The 19,450-nt window shown below is 59.2% G+C and carries 16 protein-coding genes and 3 pseudogenes; 6 read left to right on the forward strand and 13 right to left on the reverse strand.

Features of this window, described 5'->3' with window-relative positions; all coding sequences use genetic code 11:
• Positions 1–58: 58 nt before the first annotated feature.
• The 9 genes and pseudogenes from phnD to phnG all read right to left on the reverse strand — a co-directional run bounded on the left by phnD (position 59) and on the right by phnG (position 7,465).
• The gene (phnD, locus tag RBH71_RS13565) at positions 59–964 is read right to left on the reverse strand and encodes a phosphonate ABC transporter substrate-binding protein (protein WP_003514479.1); all 906 of its coding nucleotides are present in this window, start codon (positions 962–964) and stop codon (positions 59–61) included.
• An 85-nt stretch (positions 965–1,049) separates the two neighbouring features.
• Positions 1,050–1,910 carry a phosphonate ABC transporter ATP-binding protein gene (gene phnC / locus RBH71_RS13570; RefSeq protein ID WP_003514481.1) on the reverse strand — a complete coding sequence of 287 codons (861 nt, stop codon included), beginning with the start codon at positions 1,908–1,910 and terminating at the stop codon, positions 1,050–1,052.
• A 238-nt stretch (positions 1,911–2,148) separates the two neighbouring features.
• Positions 2,149–2,767: pseudogene (locus tag RBH71_RS13575) on the reverse strand (DapH/DapD/GlmU-related protein).
• 13 nt (positions 2,768–2,780) lie between these two features.
• Positions 2,781–3,470 (reverse strand): annotated as a pseudogene (gene phnL / locus RBH71_RS13580) (phosphonate C-P lyase system protein PhnL); the annotation flags it as partial.
• Between the two features lie 4 nt (positions 3,471–3,474).
• Positions 3,475–4,252: pseudogene (gene phnK, locus RBH71_RS13585) on the reverse strand (phosphonate C-P lyase system protein PhnK).
• Positions 4,249–5,151: an alpha-D-ribose 1-methylphosphonate 5-phosphate C-P-lyase PhnJ gene (locus RBH71_RS13590; protein ID WP_003514490.1), complete on the reverse strand. Its 903-nt coding sequence runs from the start codon at positions 5,149–5,151 to the stop codon at positions 4,249–4,251. The pseudogene phnK and the gene RBH71_RS13590 overlap by 4 nt, the downstream one beginning before the upstream one ends.
• Before the next feature lie 133 nt (positions 5,152–5,284).
• A complete protein-coding gene (locus RBH71_RS13595) occupies positions 5,285–6,394 on the reverse strand; it encodes a carbon-phosphorus lyase complex subunit PhnI (RefSeq protein WP_003514494.1) in 1,110 nt (369 codons plus the stop codon).
• A gap of 1 nt (position 6,395) precedes the next feature.
• Positions 6,396–7,004 (reverse strand): phosphonate C-P lyase system protein PhnH, encoded by a 609-nt coding sequence (phnH, locus tag RBH71_RS13600; protein WP_323687398.1) that lies wholly within the window; start codon positions 7,002–7,004, stop codon positions 6,396–6,398.
• A complete protein-coding gene (phnG, locus tag RBH71_RS13605; RefSeq protein ID WP_003514497.1) occupies positions 7,004–7,465 on the reverse strand; it encodes a phosphonate C-P lyase system protein PhnG in 462 nt (153 codons plus the stop codon). Before phnG ends, phnH begins: the two co-directional genes overlap by 1 nt.
• An 82-nt stretch (positions 7,466–7,547) precedes the next feature.
• Here phnG and phnF point away from each other — a divergent pair, with 82 nt between their 5' ends.
• Complete coding sequence (phnF, locus tag RBH71_RS13610) at positions 7,548–8,285, forward strand: phosphonate metabolism transcriptional regulator PhnF (protein WP_003514498.1); 738 nt, start codon at positions 7,548–7,550, stop codon at positions 8,283–8,285.
• A 22-nt stretch (positions 8,286–8,307) separates the two neighbouring features.
• Here the strand turns inward: phnF and dapB are convergent, their stop codons facing one another.
• The 4 genes from dapB to mepA form a co-directional block, all read right to left on the reverse strand.
• Positions 8,308–9,135: a 4-hydroxy-tetrahydrodipicolinate reductase gene (gene dapB, locus RBH71_RS13615; protein ID WP_003514501.1), complete on the reverse strand. Its 828-nt coding sequence runs from the start codon at positions 9,133–9,135 to the stop codon at positions 8,308–8,310.
• A gap of 115 nt (positions 9,136–9,250) precedes the next feature.
• Positions 9,251–10,273 (reverse strand): glucokinase, encoded by a 1,023-nt coding sequence (locus RBH71_RS13620; RefSeq protein WP_003514502.1) that lies wholly within the window; start codon positions 10,271–10,273, stop codon positions 9,251–9,253.
• 21 nt (positions 10,274–10,294) lie between these two features.
• Positions 10,295–10,678, reverse strand: coding sequence for a methylglyoxal synthase (locus tag RBH71_RS13625; RefSeq protein ID WP_003514504.1), 384 nt, complete (start codon positions 10,676–10,678; stop codon positions 10,295–10,297).
• A 101-nt stretch (positions 10,679–10,779) separates the two neighbouring features.
• A complete protein-coding gene (mepA, locus tag RBH71_RS13630; protein WP_013635279.1) occupies positions 10,780–11,829 on the reverse strand; it encodes a penicillin-insensitive murein endopeptidase in 1,050 nt (349 codons plus the stop codon).
• Between the two features lie 206 nt (positions 11,830–12,035).
• On the opposite strand from mepA, the gene RBH71_RS13635 reads away from it, so the two are divergent.
• From RBH71_RS13635 to RBH71_RS13655, 5 genes are all read left to right on the forward strand, one after another.
• Positions 12,036–13,880: an extracellular solute-binding protein gene (locus RBH71_RS13635; protein WP_003514510.1), complete on the forward strand. Its 1,845-nt coding sequence runs from the start codon at positions 12,036–12,038 to the stop codon at positions 13,878–13,880.
• 142 nt (positions 13,881–14,022) lie between these two features.
• Positions 14,023–15,117 (forward strand): microcin C ABC transporter permease YejB, encoded by a 1,095-nt coding sequence (locus tag RBH71_RS13640; protein ID WP_003514512.1) that lies wholly within the window; start codon positions 14,023–14,025, stop codon positions 15,115–15,117.
• On the forward strand, positions 15,117–16,262 hold the full coding sequence (locus RBH71_RS13645; RefSeq protein WP_003514514.1) for an ABC transporter permease: 1,146 nt from the start codon (positions 15,117–15,119) through the stop codon (positions 16,260–16,262). The genes RBH71_RS13640 and RBH71_RS13645 overlap by 1 nt, the downstream gene beginning before the upstream one ends.
• A gap of 5 nt (positions 16,263–16,267) precedes the next feature.
• Positions 16,268–17,908 carry an ABC transporter ATP-binding protein gene (locus tag RBH71_RS13650; protein WP_080580947.1) on the forward strand — a complete coding sequence of 547 codons (1,641 nt, stop codon included), beginning with the start codon at positions 16,268–16,270 and terminating at the stop codon, positions 17,906–17,908.
• Between the two features lie 102 nt (positions 17,909–18,010).
• Complete coding sequence (locus tag RBH71_RS13655; protein WP_003514516.1) at positions 18,011–19,258, forward strand: NAD(P)/FAD-dependent oxidoreductase; 1,248 nt, start codon at positions 18,011–18,013, stop codon at positions 19,256–19,258.
• Positions 19,259–19,450 lie beyond the last annotated feature (192 nt).

Raw genomic sequence — 19,450 nt, forward strand, 5'->3', positions numbered from 1 at the left:
TTATTGGCAAAAGCGGCGATGCCGCAAGGCACCGCCGCTTCCGGATATGATCTGAGGATCAGCCGCCGATAACGGACTTACGGGCGTCGATGATCGTCTGGTAGAAAGCCGGGTCGACCTTGATGTAGGCAGTGTTCTTGCCCTGGGTGTAACCCTGGAAGCAGGCGAGATCCTTCTTCGGAAGTTCCATGAAGAAGTCTTCGACCTTCTGCTTCATGCTGTCACCGATCTTGTTGGCAACGAGAAGCGGACCGTTCGGGATCAGCGGGGACTTCCAGACCTGAACGATATCGTCCATGTCGAGGTTGCCCTTCTTGACCATCTGGTGAAGGTTGCCGCCGGAGTAGCCTTCTTCCCACTTGCCGACGCCAGAACCGAATGTCGTGCCGACGTCGAACTTTTTGTCGAGAACGGCGAGAACGAGGTTCTCATGGCCGCCGCCGAAGCCGGTTTCGGAGAAATATTCCTTGACCGGAACGCCGGTTTCCTTCGGGATCGATACGTTCGGGACGAGGAAGCCGGAAGTGGAGTCAGGGTCGGCGAAGCCGATCTTCTTGCCCTTGGCGTCAGCCAGAGACTTGATGCCGCTGTCCTTGCGGGCAACCATGATCGTGTAGTAGCCGCTCGAACCGTCAGAGCCGGTATAGGTCAGGATCGGATCGACGGCCTTGGGATCGGCAATAGCGATCTTGGCGTAGGAAGAAGCGCCCATGGATGCAATGTCGATGGTGCCGCCGAGCAGGCCCTGGATAACGCCGTTATAGTCCGGCGACGGGAAAACCTGAACTTCGGAAACGCCGGTTGCAGCCTTGAGGCCATCCGCAACGCACTTCGTGTTGCGGATCTGGTCGGCTTCATTTTCCGAACCGTCGAGACCGATACGCAGGACCTTGACGTCCTGAGCCATGGCCGAACCGGCCAGAACGCCAAGGGCGACTGCCGAAAGAAGGATTTTCTTCAACATGGACTTTCTCCTGTTTTCCGGCGAGCCGGAGTTTGTTGTGAAGTATCGGCCCTTGACGCGGGCGCAAACGATGCTGAGCGGTTCCTCAGAGCCCGGCGAGAGCCAGCGGTTCGGGACCGGCAGATTGCTGAACCGGACGCGCGGCAAGCTGCGCGCCGGGAATATTGATGCTGGTCGAGGTCATGGTCTCGTCGATGCCGGCGCCGTGTGAATCCGTGCCGTAAATCTCGGTGACCGCCGCCGCCGTCAGTTCGGCGGGTGTTCCGTCGAAAACGACTCGACCCTGCGACATGCCGATGATGCGTTCGCAATAATTGCGCGCCGTATCCAGCGTATGCAGATTGGTGATGACGGTGATGCCTTCACGCTCGTTGATGTCGCGCAGGGCGTCCATGACGATCTTGGCGTTCAGGGGATCGAGAGAGGCGATCGGCTCGTCGGCGAGAACCATCTTCGGAGACTGCATTAGTGCCCGGGCGATAGCGACGCGCTGCTGCTGGCCGCCGGAAAGCGTGCCCGCCGCCTGCATGGCTACGTGCTCGATACCGAGCCGCTCGAGGGCGGCAATCGCCATCAGGCGCTCTTCATCCGTGAAGATGTTGAACAGGCTGAGCACGGTCGAACGGTGGTTCAGGCGGCCGAGCATGACATTGGTGAGCACGTCGAGACGCGGCACCAGATTGAACTGCTGGAAGATCATCGCGCAGTCGCGCTGCCAGTTGCGCAGGGCGGCACCCTTCAGCGAAGAGACTTCCGTGTCGTTGAAATGAATGGAACCCGAGGAGGGATCGACGAGGCGGTTGATCATGCGCAGCAGCGTTGACTTTCCTGCGCCAGAACGTCCAATCACGCCAACCATCTGGCCTTGCGGAATTTCCACATTCACTGAATCGACCGCAGTGTGGTTGCCGAAACGGCGCGTGACTTGCTTCAGGTGAAAGCTCATTTCCCCGTCCAATCTTCTTCTGATGGGGTTCGACCTAACAGCGGTGCGTGAAGCGTGAATGTCAGTTTGATGAAGAAAATATTACAGAATGCGCAGATAAGGCGTGCGCGTGGTCGCCTGCGAACCTTTTAGTAGTCGTGCCAAGGGCTTGAAGCCCGCGCTTTGTCTCGCAGACATGGTTAGCGAGACCCCCGGAGCATGACCCCGGAATCTGCAGTTTCTTCGGTTTGGCGCGATTTTACCCGGCGTATTTCGCCACGAAATCCTCGGCGGCGAGGGTGCGGAAATCGTCCAGTGCGCCGCGCAGCGTTGCGTGGTCCCAGTCCCACCATTTGAGATCGTCCATGCGCTGGCCAAGGTCCGCCGGGAAGCGGTTCCTGATCAGCCGGGCGGGTACGCCGCCGACGATGGTATAGGGCGCAACGTCTTTCGACACGACCGCACCGGCCCCGATTACCGCACCGTTTCCGATTGTGACGCCAGGCAGGATGGTCGCGCCATGGCCGATCCAGACATCGTGGCCGATCACCACGCGCTTGGCGCGGCGGGCGGCGAAGAAGTCATTTTCATCATCGGCGTCGTCCCAATAATTGCGGGCACGGTAGGTGAAATGGTGAAGTGTGGCGCGCGACATCGGATGATTGGTCGCGTTGATGCGGACGGATGCGGCGATGTTGACGAATTTGCCGATGGTGGCGCACCAGATCGCACCGTCCTGCATGACATAGGAATAGTCGCCCATCTCCACTTCCTCGATGCGGCAGCGTTCCGGAAATTTCGGTATAGCGGCCGATCGATGAATTGGTGACGCGGGCACTTTCGTGGACAACAGGTTCGAGACCGACCTTCACACTCATGCCGCTGCCTTCCGGGGGAGAATTGCGAGACATCCAGAACGCGATCGGCCACGGCTTCCCGCACTTCCTCGTCATGGAAAATACCGAGCAAGGCGGTCCCCTTGCGTTTCTTTTCCGCGATCATCTCCACGACCACCCGTCGGTTGGCGGCATCCAGGGATGCGGTGGGTTCATCGAGAAGCAGGATCGCGTGATCGGTGATGAAACCGCGTGCGATGTTGACGCGCTGCTGCTCGCCGCCGGAAAAGGTTGCTGGCGGCAGCGACCACAGTTCCCGCGGCAGGTTGAGTTTCGAAAGCAGAACGGCTGCCTGCTCGCGGGCCTCTTCTGCGGCAACCTTGCGCGCAAAAAGCGGCTCGGCGACGACGTCGATCGCCGGAACGCGCGGCACGGTGCGCAGAAACTGGCTGACATACCCGATGGTGCGATGGCGAATCTCGAGGATGGTGCGCGGCGAGGCGCTGCCCATGTCAATGACCTGATCCTCGTGGCGGATGAGGATCTGGCCGCTGTCGATGGCATAATTGCCATAGAGCATTTTCAGGATCGAGCTTTTGCCGATGCCGGACGGGCCGCCGAGCACGACACATTCTCCGCCGGACACGGAGAAACTGACATCGCGGACAACAGGCAGTTCGATGCCATCGCGAAGATGCATGGTGAAGCTTTTGAAGACTTCCGAAACGATAAGGGGTGTCGGCATGGCGTCAAACCTGCAAAATGGAGGAAACAAGCAATTGCGTGTAGGGTTCGCGCGGATCATCCAGCACCCGATCTGTCAGACCGTGTTCGATGACGTCACCACCCTTCATCACCATCATGCGATGGGAAAGCAGCCGCGCGACCGCCAGATCATGGGTGACGACGATAACGGCGAGGCCGAGATCGTTGACGAGACCACGCACGAGATCGAGCAGGCGTGCCTGCACCGAGACATCGAGGCCGCCGGTCGGTTCGTCCATGAAGACGAGGCGCGGTGAGGTCACCAGGTTGCGGGCAATCTGCAGACGCTGACGCATGCCGCCGGAAAAGGCGCGAGGCTGGTCGTCAATGCGGTCTGTGCCGATTTCCACCCGTTCCAGCCACTCGCTGGCCGATTGCCGGATATTGCCGTAATGCCGGTTACCGACAGCCATAAGCCGCTCGCCGACATTGGCGCCCGCCGAAACCGCCATGCGCAGCCCATCCGCTGGGTTCTGGTGCACGAAACCCCCAGTCTGTCCGCATCAGGAAACGCCGTTCGGCCTCGCCCATATGATAGAGGTCTCGCACCGAGCCGTCGCGCATGCGATATTCCACGCTGCCAGCCGTCGGCACGAGCCGTGTGGAAATGCAGTTGAGAAGCGTGGTCTTGCCGGAGCCGGATTCACCGACGATTGCCAGAACCTCGCCCGGATAAAGCTCGAAGGAGACGTTGCGGCAACCGGCGCGGTCGCCGTAATATTTCGAAACGTCCCTGACTTTCAGAAGCGGTGCGTCGCTCATTCTGCGGCCTCCTTCACATCCGCCAGCAAATGGCCCTTGTGGCCATGGGCGCGGCGGTCTTCGCAATGGTCGGTATCGGAGCAGACGAACATCCGCCCGCCCTTGTCGTCCAGCACCACCTCGTCCAGATAGACATTCTCCCCGCCGCACAGCGCGCAGGGCTTGTCGAAGCTCTGGATTTCAAACGGATGGTCCTCGAAATCCAGGCTGACGACATCCGTGTAGGGTGGCACGGCATAGATGCGCTTTTCGCGCCCGGCCCCGAACAATTGCAGGGCGTCCGACAGGTGCATTTTCGGATTGTCGAACTTCGGGGTTGGCGAGGGGTCCATCACATAGCGCCCCGCAACCTTCACCGGATAGGCATAGGTGGTGGAGATACGGCCGTTGCGGGCGATGTCCTCATAAAGCTTGACGTGCATCAGGCCGTATTCCTCCAGCGCATGCATGACGCGGGTTTCGGTCTCACGCGGCTCGAGGAACCGCAAGGGTTCAGGAATGGGAACCTGATAGACAAGCACCTGCCCCGAATGCAGTTCTTCTTCGGGAATGCGGTGCCGCGTCTGGATGATGGTTGCATCCTTGGTGCGGGTGGTGACGGCGACATCAGCGACTTTCTGGAAGAAGGCGCGGATGGAAACGGCGTTGGTGGTGTCGTCGGCGCCCTGGTCGATAACCTTCAGGACATCGTCTGGACCGAGGATGGCGGCGGTCACCTGCACGCCGCCGGTGCCCCAGCCGTAAGGCATGGGCATTTCACGGGAAGCGAAGGGAACCTGATAACCGGGAATGGCAATTGCCTTCAGGATCGCCCGGCGGATCATCCGCTTGGTCTGTTCGTCCAGATAGGCGAAGTTGTAGGCAGCCAGCCCGTCGTCGAATGAAACTTCTTTAAGCATTGCGCGTTAACCTTGCGAAAAAAGGAGTACAAGCTCATGGAGATTGGAATTCTTGCAGCCGTGTTCTTTGCCGCTTTTGCAGCATTGACCGTCTTTTGCGCCTATTGGTTCGGCGAGCAGCACAGTCGCTGATTTATTCGGCTGCATCGCTCATCCATTCCCCGGCATAGGTGTCGGTCGCGTCGAAATCGGCGCGCATTTTGCGCACCAAGCCCAGTTCGGCCTGAAAATCCACGTAATGCGGTAATTTCAGATGTTCGACAAAGCCCGTCGCCTGAACATTGTCGGCGTGCGAGATGACGAATTCCTCGTCCTGCGCCGGGGCAACCACATCCTCACCGAATTCAGCGGCGCGTAGCGCACGGTCGACAAGTGACATGGCCATCGCCTTGCGCTCGCTCTGGCCGAACACCAGACCGTAACCGCGGGTGAATTGCGGAGGTGCCTTGGCAGAACCCTTGAACTGGTTGACCATCTGGCATTCGGTGACCTTGATGTCTCCGAGCGAGACAGCAAAACCGAGCTCCGGCACATCCAGTTCGACCTCCACCTCGCCGATTCGGATTTCACCGACGAACGGGTGTGTGCGGCCGTAACCGCGCTGCGTCGAATAGGCGAGCGCCAGAAGAAAGCCCTCGTCGCCGCGTGCAAGCGATTGCAGGCGCAGGTCGCGCGCCATCGGAAACTCTATTGGTTCGCGTGTCAGATCGCCGGCAACATGGTCGTCCGGCATGTCGCCGTCACTTTCGATCAAGCCTTCTTCGGCGAGAATGTCGGATACGCGCATGACGTATTCTGTCTCGCCTTCACGGATGGCAGGGATCTCGACAGCTCCGTCCTCCAGCAGCGAGGGATCGAGCAGGCGGTGGGTGTAATCGAAGGTCGGTCCCAGCAATTGCCCGCCCGGCAAATCCTTGTAGGTTGCCGAAACGCGCCGTTGGACCGTCATCTTCGCAGTATCCACGGGAACAGAATAGCCGAAACGGGGCAGGGTCGTGCGGTAGGCGCGCAGCAGGAAAATCGCTTCTATCATGTCGCCGCGAGACTGCTTGACGGCAAGGGCGGCCAGCGACTGGTCGTAAAGCGAAGCCTCCGCCATGACCCGGTCAACGGCGAGCGAAAGCTGCGAAACGATCTGCGCCACCGTCATGGCGGGCAGGTCGCGGTCTCCGCGCCGCTTGTCGGCCAGAAGCCGGTGGGCGTTGGCGATGGCGGTTTCCCCGCCTTTGACAGCAACATACATCTTATGCCTCCACGGGTTGAATGCGCGTCCTGCGCGGCAGGCAGACGAATTTGTCGCCAGCCGTCAGGATGACGTCGATGCCGCGCGGGAAGATGGCGTTGTTTTCCGCCCATAGCCTCGGGAATATGTCCGGCAGGCCGGATGGGCTAATGATGTTGATATGGCGGATGCCGGGGCCGGACAGCAGCAGTTCCCGTCCGCCGTCAAGATCGGGCAATTCAATGATGACCGTCGTGGAACGGTCGGGGTATTCCTGACTGCCTTGGGCAAAGAGACCGAAGGAGGCAATTGCGCTTCCCGCCTCAATGACGGCGAAATGCGCCGCGCTTTTTTCCTCTGTTGTAACCGCCCCGGTGTGAAACCCGATCCATCCCGGCACCGTGGTTTTGCGTAGCGCGCCGCTCAGCCAGACCGGCGTGTCATGGTCGCAAAGTGCAAGAAGAACAGCGCCGCTGGCCGCACCAAGCGGCAGCGGCGGGGCAACTGTTGTTTCGATCGTTTGCGCTGTGCCTGGCCGGGCCATGCCGTCCATGAGCTCCTTGAAGATTCGCTGTGAATCGAAAACGGCGTCGGAAAAACCGCCCGTCAATGCTTCGGCTTTCACGCCCATCAATCCTCTCCTCGAACCATGGTGAAGAAATCCACACGAGTTGCGGCTGTTTCTTTCGTTTTCCGGTCTTTCTCCTCGGCCAGTCTTTTTTCGACCGGTGAAAGAAGCTCGGTCTCGATGAAGCCGCGTGTCGGGTTTTCCTGCCAGAGCGCATCGAAAACCGCAGCGTACCAGGCCTTCTTGCGACCGGTGCCGAGCACATGCGCATGGCCGACGGTGCCGGATGCGAGCTTCACGGTTGCCCGGGTCACGGTGGTTTCGCCCAGATTAAAGGGCGCACCGCCGCCGCCGATACGGCCTTTGACCATCACGAGGCCGGTTTCAGGCCCCCGCACGTTTTCCGTCTGCGGGCTGGCATCCTGCCGGCTCCAGACGGCCTCAAGTTCCTGAACGGTGGCGCGGGCAAGAAGTGCTGCCACCCGTTTCCTTTCCGCATGTGAATTCGCAGCTTCGTTATTCATCGCTTGACCTCTAATGTCTATTGATATAGACAACTATACAATATAAGTTACAATTAACATCGATGAATGACAAGCGTGTGACATGAGCCCTTCGGCAGCGATGAAAAGAAAGAACGGCGTGGCGCTCTGGCGACAGATCGCCGACAGGATCAGGGGCGAGATCGCAGCGGGCGATCACGACGAAACCGGCATGTTGCCGCCAGAAATGACGCTGGCCGAAAAATTCGGTGTCAACCGCCATACCGTCAGGAGCGCCATTGCCGCGCTGGCAAGCGAAGGCATTCTCGAGGCGAGGCAGGGGCGCGGCACGATGATTGCGCGCAAGGAACGACTGAGCTTTCCGATTTCACTGCGCACACGGTTCACAGCCGGTATCAGCGATCAGGTGAAGGATATGCAGGCGCTGCTTCTTTCCCACACCACCGAGCCGGCAAATGCCGACCTGGCGGCACGGCTGCAATTGCAGCCGGGTGCGCCGCTTGTGCGTCTGGAAACCCTGCGAAAGGCCGACAGCCGGCCGGTTTCCCGCTCGACCACGTGGTTTCCGGCGGACCGTTTTTCAGGGATAGGGGAAGCCTATCAAAAAAGTGGGTCGATCACCGCCGCCTTCGAAATGCTGGGCGTCGCGGATTATGTGCGCATCTCTACCGTTATTTCCGCGAGCCACGCTGATACGCAGGATCTGGCCGATCTCGAATTGTCGCCGGGCGCAATACTGCTCGTCACCCAGGCGCTGAACGCGGATATGGACGGCATTCCCGTGCAATATGCCATCAGCCGGTTCTCGGCCGATACGGTTGAGTTTACCGTGGAAAATTAAGGCGCAGACATAGATTGAAGCGTTATTCTGCCTGCGAAAGGCCGAGAACATCCAGCATCGAATAGAAGCCCGGCTTCTTGTCGAAGGCCCAGACCGCCGCCGCAATCGCGCCGCGTGCGAAGATGGAGCGGTCGCCGGCGTAGTGGGAAAGCTCGACGCGCTCTCCCTCGCCAGCGAAGATCACCGAATGTTCGCCGATCACCGAGCCGCCGCGCAGCGTCGCAAAACCGATTGTACCCGCTTCGCGCGCACCCGTATGCCCGTCACGCACGCGAACGGAGGAGGTGGCGAGATCGACCTTGCGGCCCGCTGCCGCCGCTTCGCCGAGCAGCAGCGCTGTTCCGGAGGGCGCGTCCACCTTGTGTTTGTGGTGCATTTCAAGGATTTCTATATCCCAGTTCTGCGCATCCAGTGCCTTGGCGGCCTGCTGCGTCAAAACGCTGAGCAGATTGACGCCGAGGCTCATATTGCCTGATTTGACGATGCGGGCATGGCGTGACGCTGCCTTGAATTTTTCCTCGTCGCCCAGTGAGCAACCGGTGGTGCCGATGACGTGTACGATGCGGGCCTGCGCGGCGAGACCGGCGAAAGTGACGCTGGTTGCAGGCGAGGTGAAGTCGATCACCCCTTCCGCATGCAGGAATGCCTGCAAGGGATCGCTGGTGATCTCGACGCCGATTGGTCCGAGACCGGCAATCTCGCCGGCATCGCGGCCAACAAAAGCAGACCCTTCGCGCGCCACGGCGGCATGCAGCGTTACACCCGGTGTCTGGTGAATAAGGCGGATCAGCGCCTGTCCCATGCGGCCCGCCGCACCAACCACCACCAGTTTCATATCGCTGCCGCTCATGCCTTCACTCACTTTTCACGTCCTGCCGTTCAAGGTCGCCATTCAATTGACTGACCCATACCTCACCGACGTTAATGACCGCCCGCCAGCTTCGCAAGCCTGTCCCAAGCGCAGATCAGGCTCTCCAGCGCCGCCCGTCGAGTGAAAGGCCGAAATCCGAAGGGGTGCGCGCGTAGGTGGCGAGACCGGAAAGGGCCGCCTGTGGATGGGTAACGACGAAGGTGGGAATGCTGCGCATCAGGGCACTGTGCGGCGCCTTGTCTTCGAACGCCGCACGGAATTCAGGGCTTTTCAGCGCGGGAACGATTTTCTGCGAAATGCCACCTGCGAGATAGACACCGCCCTTGGCCATGAAGATCAGGGCAAGGTCACCCGCCACACGGCCGAGATAGGTGCTGAAAAGCGAAAGCGTCTCTTTCGCCTGCGGGTTCTGGCCCGAAAGCCCCTGCGAGGTTATGTCGGCCGGATCGGAAAAGATCGGCTCGATGCCATCGGCGGTGCAGATGGCCCGGTAAAGATTGACCAGCCCGCGCCCGCAAAGGATCTGTTCGCCGGCGACACGGCCCTCGATGGTCTCGATATGCGGAAAGACCGCATAGTCACGCGCGCTTCTGGGGCCGATATCGATGTGGCCGCCTTCGCCGGGTACAGGAAACCACATATGTCGGGCGTAAACCAGACCGGCAACGCCAAGGCCTGTGCCTGGTCCGAGAACGACGCGCGATGCCAGCATGTCTTTTTTGCCGGAGCCGATAGACTCGCGGTTGTCGTCGTCGAGCGCGGCAATAGCCAGTGCCTGCGCCTCGAAATCGTTGATGACGATGACGTCCTTCAGGCCGAGTTTGGCCAGCATATCCTTCGGCTTAACGACCCAATGGCAGTTGGTCAGCGGAATTTCGTCGCCTTCGATGGGGCCGGCGATAGCAAGGATGGTCGACACGGGCTGAAGCGAGGTCTTGTCCAGAACCGCCTGCTGGATGGCGTCGTCAATTGTCGGATATTCCGCTGTTTTCACGGTGGTGAGGTGCACCGGTTCCGCAAAGGAATCGATCAGAATGGAAAAGCGGGCATTGGTGCCGCCGATGTCGCCAAGAAGGATCGGAAAGGAAAGATATTCGGTATCGGACGTCTTCGGCATTACCTGTTCCATGTTGGCGCGTCATTCGGCGAGGTTGAAGTCGATCAGGTTTTCTGCGGTGGCGCGATTGAGCGCCATGGGAATGTCGTAAACCGTGGCAAGCCGCGTCAGCGCCTTCACATCCACATCATGCGGCATCGCCGTCAGCGGGTCGGTGAAGAAGATAAGCATATCGACCTCACCGGTGGCGATCATCGCACCGATCTGCTGGTCACCGCCAAGCGGGCCGCTTTTGAGGCGAATGACGCTGAGGTCGGGGCATGCTTCCTGAACGCGCCCGCCGGTGGTGCCGGTGGCGACGATCTTGAAGCCGGAAAGCACCTTTTGGTGATGACGCGCAAAATCCGCCATATCGTCTTTTTTCTCGTCGTGAGCGATGAGTGCGATACAGCGTTGTCCTGCCATGTCCCCAGCCTGTTCCCATAAAGAATTAAATCGATTTGAAGCCTTCTATAACAGCTTGTCCCCATTTGAAAAGGGAAGCTGTTTAATGCCGCATTTCTGTTTCAGTTCAATGTCGGGCGCTGGGTCGGAAGCGGAATATCCGCAGGTGGCTGAATGGCCGGAGCGTTCTGGATGATCTGTTCCACGCCTTGCTGGCGCACGGCCTGCGCCGGGGAATATGCCTGGGCAGCAAAACCTTCCGTATTGGCGGATGGGGCGGCGGCCACGGCGGCACAGGCTGCGGGCAGATCGGAGACCATGACCTGACGGGGTTTCACCGGCTTGGCATTGGGGTCTTTCTTCGGCGGCGCCCATGGTTCCTTGGTGAACCACCAGGCCAGCGACTTGTCGCAACCATCACCTTTGCCAACTTCTGCCTGAGGTTTGCAGTTGGGCGCGCCGGGCGGGCATTCCAGCCGGATGTGGAAATGTTCGTCGTGACCGTAGATTGGCCTGATCTTGCCCATGAAGGTGCGGTCGCCGGTCCATGTCTGGCAGAGTTTCTGCTTGATTGCCGGGTTCACGAAGACCCGCTCCACCTGCGGATAGCTCGCTGCCATCATTACCAGCCGTGCATTGAGCGGCGACCATTTGCGGTCATCGACCGTGAGGAACTTGGACTTATCAAGCATGGAAATGAAAGGCAGCGTCTCGCGCTGCTGCACCGTCAGCCTCGGATTCGGCATGGGCCGCCACCACACATCGACATCGAGGCCGATCTGGTGCGAGGCATGGCCTGTCAGCATCGGTCCACCGCGCGGCTGTGAGATATCGCCAAGCAACAGGCCCGGCCAGCCGATTTTCTGTGCATCCTGCGAAAACCGTTCGAGGAAGGAAATGAGCTGCGGTTGGCCCCAGTTGCGATTGCGGGAAAGGCGCATGGCTTGCCACGTCGGGCCATCTGCGGGCATGGCGATGGCGCCGGACTGACATCCCTTTGCATAGGAGCCGATCGGCTGGGAGCTATTCGCAGATGGCAGGTCGATGTGGCCGAATACCTCTTTCGCGGGCCTGTCCTCGGCCGATGCGATTTGCGTCTGCAACTGGAGCGCCGAAACGACCGAAATCGCCAGCATGGCCGCTTTGAAAACTCTGGATGATCCCGCCGTCATATATTCGTGCCCGTTCCGACTAAATGATTCTCTCGCCCCTCAGGATAAACTGGATCGGGATTTTGTTGAAACCATGTTTCAAGCCGCCCGCACCAAGGCATGCGAATAAAGGCCTCAATAAAGAGCTTGTGAGCCGGAGCATCTGTTTTTTGCCAATGTTTGTTTTATGCTCTCTTCAACAAACACGAAAACAGGGAACGTCCCGAATGAAATTGGCACCGCTGAAATCCCGGCTCCTCGTCGCTCTTGCGGCCTCCGCCATGCTGATGCCGGCGGCCGCCTCCGCACAGTCTGCGGATGTGTGGCGAAAGGGAATCTCGACGGTCGGTGAATTGAAGCATCCCGATGGTTTTGATCATTTTGACTATGTGAACACCAAGGCGCCGAAAGGCGGCACGCTACGCCTGTCGACGTCGGGAACCTTCGACACGCTCAATCCGCTGCTCGCCAAGGGTGAGGCGGCCACAGGTCTTTCACTGGTTTTCGACACTCTGATGAAATCGACGGAAGAGGAACTCTCGGCCTCCTACGGTCTCCTGGCAGAGGGCGTGAGCTATCCCGACGATATCTCCAAAGCCACCTTCCGGCTGCGCGCGGAAGCGAAATGGGCCGACGGCAAGCCGGTGACGCCGGAAGATGTCGTCTTCAGCTTTGAAAAGGCCAAAGACCTCAGCCCGCAGCTTGCGACCTATTACACCCATGTCACCAAGGCAGAGGTGAGCGGCGAAAAGGACATCACCTTCACTTTCGATGAAAAGAACAATCGCGAATTGCCGCAGATCGTCGGCCAATTGCTGATCGTTCCCAAGCACTGGTGGGAAGCCGCCGGTCCAGACGCCAAGCCGCGCGACATCTCGCGCGGCACGCTGGAGCCGGTCATGGGCTCGGGCCCCTACAAGATTGCGTCAGTCTCTCCCGGCTCCACAATCACCTATGAACGCCGCGACGACTACTGGGGCAAGGACGTCAATGTGAATGTCGGCCAGCACAATTTCAAAACAATCACCTATACCTTCTTTGCCGATCAGGACGTCGAGTTCCAGGCTTTCAAATCAGGCACAGTCGATTTCCGGCAGGAAGCTTCTTCCAGCCGCTGGGTCACTGGTTATGATTTTCCGGCCGCCAAGGAAGGCCGCGTCACAAAGGAAGAATTGCCGAACATCTATCGCGCCGTCGGCATCATGCAGGCCTTCGTGCCGAACATGCGGCGGGAGAAGTTCCAGAACCCGAAACTGCGCAAGGCGCTTAACTATGCTTTCGACTTCGAAGAGCTGAACAGGACGCTGGCTTACGGTCAGTTTCAGCGCATCAACAGCTTTTTCATGGGCAGCGAGCTCGCCTCTTCCGGCCTGCCGACCGGTCGTGAACTCGAAATTCTTCAGGAGTTGAAGGATCAGGTGCCGCCGGAGGTCTTCACCACCGAATATAGCAATCCCGTCGCGGGTGAACCCGCCAAACAGCGTGACAATCTGCGCGAGGCGGTCAAGCTGATGAAGGAGGCCGGTTATGAGCTTCGCGGCAACCGCATGGTCAATGCGGCGAGCGGGCAGCCGCTGGATATGGAGTTTCTGATCGATTCCTCCGGCATGGAAAGAACCATCCTGCCCTATGTCCAGAACCTGAAGAAGATCGGCGTCAATGCGACCATCCGCACCGTCGATGCCTCGCAATATACCAACCGTACCCGCAGCTTCGATTTCGACGTTGCGGTCAAGCTCTGGGCGACGTCGGCAAATCCCGGAAACGAACAGGCGGATTTCTGGGGTTCGGCGGCGGCCGACCGGCAGGGCTCCAACAATCTCGCCGGCATCAAGAACCCTGCCGTCGACGCTTTGGTCAGGAAGGTCATATTTGCGCCCAACCGGGATGAGCAGGTGGCCGCCGCGCGGGCGCTTGACCGGGTGCTTCTGGCAAACAGCTACGTCATACCGCAATTTTATCGCGGTGAGATGTTCGTCGCTTACTGGAAGACGCTCATCCGTCCGGAAAACCTGCCGCAATATGGCATCGGTTTTCCGGAAGCATGGTGGTCCAGCCAGGCCGCGAACTGACGACGCGCTTGCTTTCGCGCCGAAGGCTTGATTCACATAGGGCGAGACGAATCGCTTGGATCGCGCAAGGCAGCGCTTTCAGGAAAGGACCGGGTTTGACAGAAACGAAAACCGCTGACGTATCAGCCGGGAGCAAAGGGTGATGGGCGCCTATATTCTCAGACGTCTGGCGCTGATGATCCCGACCATTATCGGCATTATGGGCATTTCGTTTCTTGTCATCCAGTTCGCGCCGGGCGGGCCGGTGGAACAGGTCGTCGCGCAACTGACTGGGCAGGGCGACAGCGCCTCCGACCGCCTCTCCGGCGGCGGCGATCTTATGGGCCAGTCCGGCGGTTTCGATGAAAGCGGCTCGAAATATCGCGGTGCGCAGGGCCTTGATCCGGAGCTGATCGCCAAGCTTGAGAAACAGTTCGGTTTCGACAAGCCGCCGCTCACCCGTTTTCTCGAAATGATGTGGAATTACATACGCTTCGATTTCGGCGACAGCTTCTTCCGCAATTCCTCGGTCATCGATCTCATCATCGACAAGCTGCCGGTCTCGATGTCGCTCGGCTTCTGGATTCTGATCATCTCCTACATGATCTCCATTCCACTCGGCATCAAGAAAGCCGTTTCCGACGGCTCGACCTTTGATATTTGGACATCAGGCATCATCATCATCGGTTATGCCGTTCCAAGCTTCCTGTTCGGCATTCTTCTCATCGTGCTTTTCGCCGGCGGATCGTTCTTCGACTGGTTCCCGCTGCGCGGTCTGGTATCGGACAATTTTGACCAGCTGAACTGGTGGCAGAAGATCATCGACTATTTCTGGCACCTGACCCTGCCACTGATCGCGCTATCGCTTTCGGCTTTCGCGACGACGACGCTTCTGACGAAAAATTCCTTCATCGACGAGATCAAGAAGCAATATGTCGTGACCGCCCGCGCCAAGGGGCTCAGCGAACGCAAGGTTCTTTATGGCCACGTCTTCCGCAATGCGATGCTGATCGTGATCGCCGGTTTTCCGGGCGCCTTCATCTCGGCATTCTTCACCGGTTCGCTGCTGATCGAGAATATCTTCTCGCTGGATGGCCTAGGTCGCCTCGGTTATCTCTCGGTCGTCAATCGCGACTACCCGATCGTGTTCGGCACGCTCTTCATCTTTTCGCTGATGGGCCTCGTGGTCAGCCTCCTATCCGACCTTATCTACACATGGATCGATCCGCGAATCGATTTCGAGCGGAGGGACGTGTGATGACGCTTGCCCATACCGCCGCAACGGAAACATTGGTAAAGCCGAAGCGCCCGTGGTTTTCACCAACCACCAAGCGCCGCTGGCAGAATTTCAAGGCAAACCGGCGCGGTTACTGGTCCTTCTGGCTGTTCCTGATCCTGTTTTTCCTGAGCCTGATTGCGGAATTCATCGCCAATGACAAACCCATTTTCGCTTCCTACAAGGGCGAATTTCTGGTGCCGGTCATGGTCGATTATCCGGAGGAAAAGTTTGGCGGGTTCCTTGCCCAGACTGACTACAAATCCTCCTTCATTCAGGACGAGATCAACGCCAATGGCTGGATGATCTGGCCGCCGATCCGCTATTCCTATCAGACGGTCAATTCCAACATTCCGCATTCCGCCCCCACGGCACCATTCTGGCTGATGGATGAAAAGGACCGCTGCTCGGCCTATCCGCAGGGTAATGCCGATCCCGGCTGTACGCTCGGCAATCTCAATTGGCTCGGAACCGACAATCAAGCGCGCGACGTCACGGCGCGGATGATCTATGGCTTCCGTATTTCCGTGCTTTTCGGCCTGACGCTGACGATCGCATCCGCCCTAGTTGGGGTGACTGCCGGCGCCATCCAGGGTTACTTCGGCGGCTGGACGGACCTGCTGTTGCAGCGTTTCATTGAAATCTGGTCATCCATGCCAGTGCTTTACATCCTGCTGATCATCGCGGCTATTCTGCCGCCGGGTTTCTTCGTGCTGCTTGGCATCATGTTGCTGTTTTCATGGGTCGGCTTCGTTGGCATCGTGCGGGCGGAATTCCTGCGTGCCAGAAACTTCGAATATGTCCGCGCCGCCCGCGCCCTTGGCGTCGGCAACTGGACAATCATGTTCCGGCATCTTCTGCCAAACGCCATGGTGGCAACACTGACCTTCCTGCCGTTCATCCTCTCCGGCTCTATCACCACTTTGACCTCGCTCGATTTCCTCGGCTTCGGCATGCCGCCGGGATCGCCGTCGCTGGGCGAGATGATCGCGCAGGGCAAGAACAATCTTCAGGCGCCCTGGCTTGGCCTCACGGCCTTCTTCACCATGTCCATCATGCTGTCGCTGCTGATCTTCGTCGGCGAGGCGGTGCGAGACGCCTTCGACCCACGCAAGACGTTCCGGTGATTGCCATGATGGAAACAAAGACCCAGCCGCTTCTCTCCGTCCGTGATCTCTCCGTTGCCTTTCATCAGGGTGGAGCGACCAGCGTCGCCGTAGATCATGTCTCCTTCGACCTGATGCCGGGCGAAGTTGTCGCCCTAGTCGGGGAATCCGGCTCCGGAAAATCGGTCACGGCGAACTCCATTCTCAAATTGCTGCCCTATCCGGCGGCGAGCCATCCTTCGGGCAAAATCCTGTTCGACGGCAAGGAAATGCTGACCCTACCGGAACGCGCGTTGCGCGCTGTTCGCGGCAACGACATCACCATGATTTTCCAAGAGCCGATGACCTCGCTCAACCCGCTCCACACCATCGAGCGGCAGATCGGCGAAATTCTGGAACTGCATCAGGCAATCACCGGCGCTGAAGCGCGGGCGCGCACGCTGGAACTGTTATTGCAGGTGGGCATCCGCGAGCCGGAAAAGCGCCTGAAGGCCTATCCGCATGAATTGTCCGGCGGCCAGCGGCAGCGCGTGATGATCGCCATGGCGCTTGCCAACCGGCCGAAACTGCTGATAGCAGATGAACCCACGACCGCACTCGATGTAACGGTTCAGGCGCAGATCCTTGAACTGCTGAGCGACCTCAAAAACCGGCACGGCATGTCCATGCTGTTCATCACCCACGATCTCGGCATTGTCCGTAAGTTTGCCGATCGTGTCTGCGTGATGACCAAGGGAAAGATCGTCGAGACCGGCACGGTGGAGCAGGTGTTTACCGATCCGCAGCATGCCTATACCCGCCATCTTCTGGCTGCCGAACCCAAGGGCGAGCCGCCGCTTTCCGATGCCAGCAAACCTGTCGTCATGCAGGGCGACGACATAAAAGTCTGGTTCCCGATAAAGGCGGGGCTGATGCGCAAGGTGGTCGACCACGTGAAGGCGGTTGACGGTATCGATATTACCCTGCGCGCAGGACAGACGGTTGGCGTCGTGGGCGAATCCGGCTCCGGCAAAACGACACTCGGTCTCGCCCTATCGCGTCTTATAGCGTCTGAGGGGCGTATCAGTTTCATCGGTCAGTCGATCGACAGCTATTCCTATGAAATGATGAAGCCGCTCAGAAATCGGCTTCAGGTGGTGTTTCAGGATCCTTACGGTTCGCTCAGCCCACGCATGTCGGTGGGCGAAATCGTTGCCGAGGGTCTGAAGGTGCACGAGCGACAGCTTTCCGCCGATGAGCGGGATACCCGCGTCGCCCAGGCGCTGGAAGAAGTCGGGCTCGACCCGGCGACGCGCTGGCGCTATCCGCATGAATTTTCCGGTGGCCAGCGTCAGCGTATCGCCATTGCCCGCGCCATGGTGTTGAAACCCCGCTTCGTCATGTTGGACGAGCCCACATCGGCGCTCGACATGAGCGTGCAGGCACAGGTGGTCGATCTCTTGCGCGATCTTCAGGCCCGCCACGAACTCGCCTATCTCTTCATCAGTCATGACCTGAAGGTAGTTAAAGCGCTTGCCAACGACGTAATCGTCATGCGCAACGGCAAGGTGGTGGAGAGCGGCCCGGCAGCGGAGATATTCGCCGATCCGCAACAGGAATATACCAAGGCCCTGCTGGCTGCTGCTTTCAATATCGAGGCAGTCGAAACTAAAGCGGTGAGCCAGTAGCAGGCGCATTGCTGTTTCTATTAAGACGATGATTTTTCTGTTGCTTTGCGCAAAATGCCGACCCATGTTGAGGGGACGAGATACGCAAACGGATTGAATGCCATGGCAGCGGATGTGATCGTTTTGGGGGCGGGGATCATCGGGGTCTCCGTCGCTTTGCAACTGGCCCGCAGGGGCAAATCGGTGGTGCTGGTGGACCGGCGGGGACCGGGTGAGGAAACCTCCTTCGGCAATGCCGGACTGATCCAGAGAGAGGGTGTCGTTCCCTACGCCTTCCCGCAGGAAGTTAGCCGGCTTCTCCGCTATTCCCTGAACAACAGCATCGATGCCCGTTATCATCTCTCTGCCCTGCCCAGGATCGCGCCGTTTCTTGGCCGCTACTGGTATAATTCCGCAGCCACGCGCCACGCAGCAATTGCCCGCGCCTACGCGCCGCTGATCGAGCACTCGGTCTCCGAACACAGCATCCTGATCGATGAAGCCAAGGCCGGCGATCTAATCGTGAAAAACGGTTGGATGGAGGCCTACAGGACCGCCGAAAGGCGGGATGCAGACTTTGCTTTCGCCGAACGTCTGGCGCGCGACCACGGCATCTCCCACACGAAACTCGATGGGGCGGAACTCGCCGCGGCGGAGCCGCATCTCAGCCGCGATTTCGTCGGCGGTTTGAAATGGAACGATCCATGGTCGGTGCGCGATCCACATGCGCTGACGCTCGCCTATGTCAAACTGTTCGAGAGCCTTGGCGGAACCTTTGTCCGGGGTGATGCATCCACGCTCAGCCAGACGACAAGTGGTTGGACGGTACGCACCGAAACCGGGGCGGTGGAAGCTGAACATGCCGTTGTCGCACTAGGCCCCTGGGCGGATACGGTGACGGAACGGCTCGGTTACCGCTTTCCGCTCGGCGTGAAACGCGGCTATCACATGCACTATGCTCCGCAGGAGGGCACCAAGCTCAACAACTGGTTGATCGACGCCGAGCGCGGTTATTTCCTCGCGCCAATGCGCAAAGGCATCCGCCTGACGACCGGCGCGGAATTTGCCGAACGCGATGCGCCGAAATCTCCCGTGCAGATCGAGCGGGCGGAACGGGTCGCCCGCACCGTCTTTCCTCTGGGCGGCAGGCTGGATGCGGAACCCTGGATGGGCGCGCGTCCCTGCACACCGGATATGATGCCGATCATCGGCAAGGCGCCGCGCCACAGGACATTGTGGTTCTCGTTCGGTCACGCCCATCACGGCCTCACACTCGGGCCCATCACTGGCCGTGTGCTGGCGGAAACCATGCTGGGAGAAACGGCGGTCATCGCCATCGATGCCTATCGACCCGAAAGGTTCAATCCCTAGATCCTGATGAACTGAAATCATCTCTGGCGAAAACCGTGTACACTTTTCGCCATCCCGCTCTGATGGCCGAATCCGCTGGCCTTCCCGCGGCGGGCCACGTAACATGGGCTTATAAAAAGGGAAAAGGGGCAAGCGTCATCATGACGGCGAGGTTTCTCATCTATCAACAGCAGGACGATTTTCGTTAGCGAA

Source organism: Rhizobium sp. AN68 (assembly GCF_030758035.1).
Taxonomy (GTDB): Bacteria; Pseudomonadota; Alphaproteobacteria; order Rhizobiales; family Rhizobiaceae; genus Agrobacterium; species Agrobacterium tumefaciens.

What these genes read in the sequence shown, in the direction of transcription:
- phnD (WP_003514479.1), bottom strand. Translation starts at nt 964, where the DNA reads ATGTTGAAGAAAATCCTTCTTTCGGCAGTCGCCCTTGGCGTTCTGGCC.
- phnC (WP_003514481.1), bottom strand. Translation starts at nt 1,910, where the DNA reads ATGAGCTTTCACCTGAAGCAAGTCACGCGCCGTTTCGGCAACCACACT.
- RBH71_RS13590 (WP_003514490.1), bottom strand. Translation starts at nt 5,151, where the DNA reads ATGCTTAAAGAAGTTTCATTCGACGACGGGCTGGCTGCCTACAACTTC.
- RBH71_RS13595 (WP_003514494.1), bottom strand. Translation starts at nt 6,394, where the DNA reads ATGTATGTTGCTGTCAAAGGCGGGGAAACCGCCATCGCCAACGCCCAC.
- phnH (WP_323687398.1), bottom strand. Translation starts at nt 7,004, where the DNA reads ATGGGCGTGAAAGCCGAAGCATTGACGGGCGGTTTTTCCGACGCCGTT.
- phnG (WP_003514497.1), bottom strand. Translation starts at nt 7,465, where the DNA reads ATGAATAACGAAGCTGCGAATTCACATGCGGAAAGGAAACGGGTGGCA.
- phnF (WP_003514498.1), top strand. Translation starts at nt 7,548, where the DNA reads ATGAGCCCTTCGGCAGCGATGAAAAGAAAGAACGGCGTGGCGCTCTGG.
- dapB (WP_003514501.1), bottom strand. Translation starts at nt 9,135, where the DNA reads ATGAGCGGCAGCGATATGAAACTGGTGGTGGTTGGTGCGGCGGGCCGC.
- RBH71_RS13620 (WP_003514502.1), bottom strand. Translation starts at nt 10,273, where the DNA reads ATGCCGAAGACGTCCGATACCGAATATCTTTCCTTTCCGATCCTTCTT.
- RBH71_RS13625 (WP_003514504.1), bottom strand. Translation starts at nt 10,678, where the DNA reads ATGGCAGGACAACGCTGTATCGCACTCATCGCTCACGACGAGAAAAAA.
- mepA (WP_013635279.1), bottom strand. Translation starts at nt 11,829, where the DNA reads ATGACGGCGGGATCATCCAGAGTTTTCAAAGCGGCCATGCTGGCGATT.
- RBH71_RS13635 (WP_003514510.1), top strand. Translation starts at nt 12,036, where the DNA reads ATGAAATTGGCACCGCTGAAATCCCGGCTCCTCGTCGCTCTTGCGGCC.
- RBH71_RS13640 (WP_003514512.1), top strand. Translation starts at nt 14,023, where the DNA reads ATGGGCGCCTATATTCTCAGACGTCTGGCGCTGATGATCCCGACCATT.
- RBH71_RS13645 (WP_003514514.1), top strand. Translation starts at nt 15,117, where the DNA reads ATGACGCTTGCCCATACCGCCGCAACGGAAACATTGGTAAAGCCGAAG.
- RBH71_RS13650 (WP_080580947.1), top strand. Translation starts at nt 16,268, where the DNA reads ATGATGGAAACAAAGACCCAGCCGCTTCTCTCCGTCCGTGATCTCTCC.
- RBH71_RS13655 (WP_003514516.1), top strand. Translation starts at nt 18,011, where the DNA reads ATGGCAGCGGATGTGATCGTTTTGGGGGCGGGGATCATCGGGGTCTCC.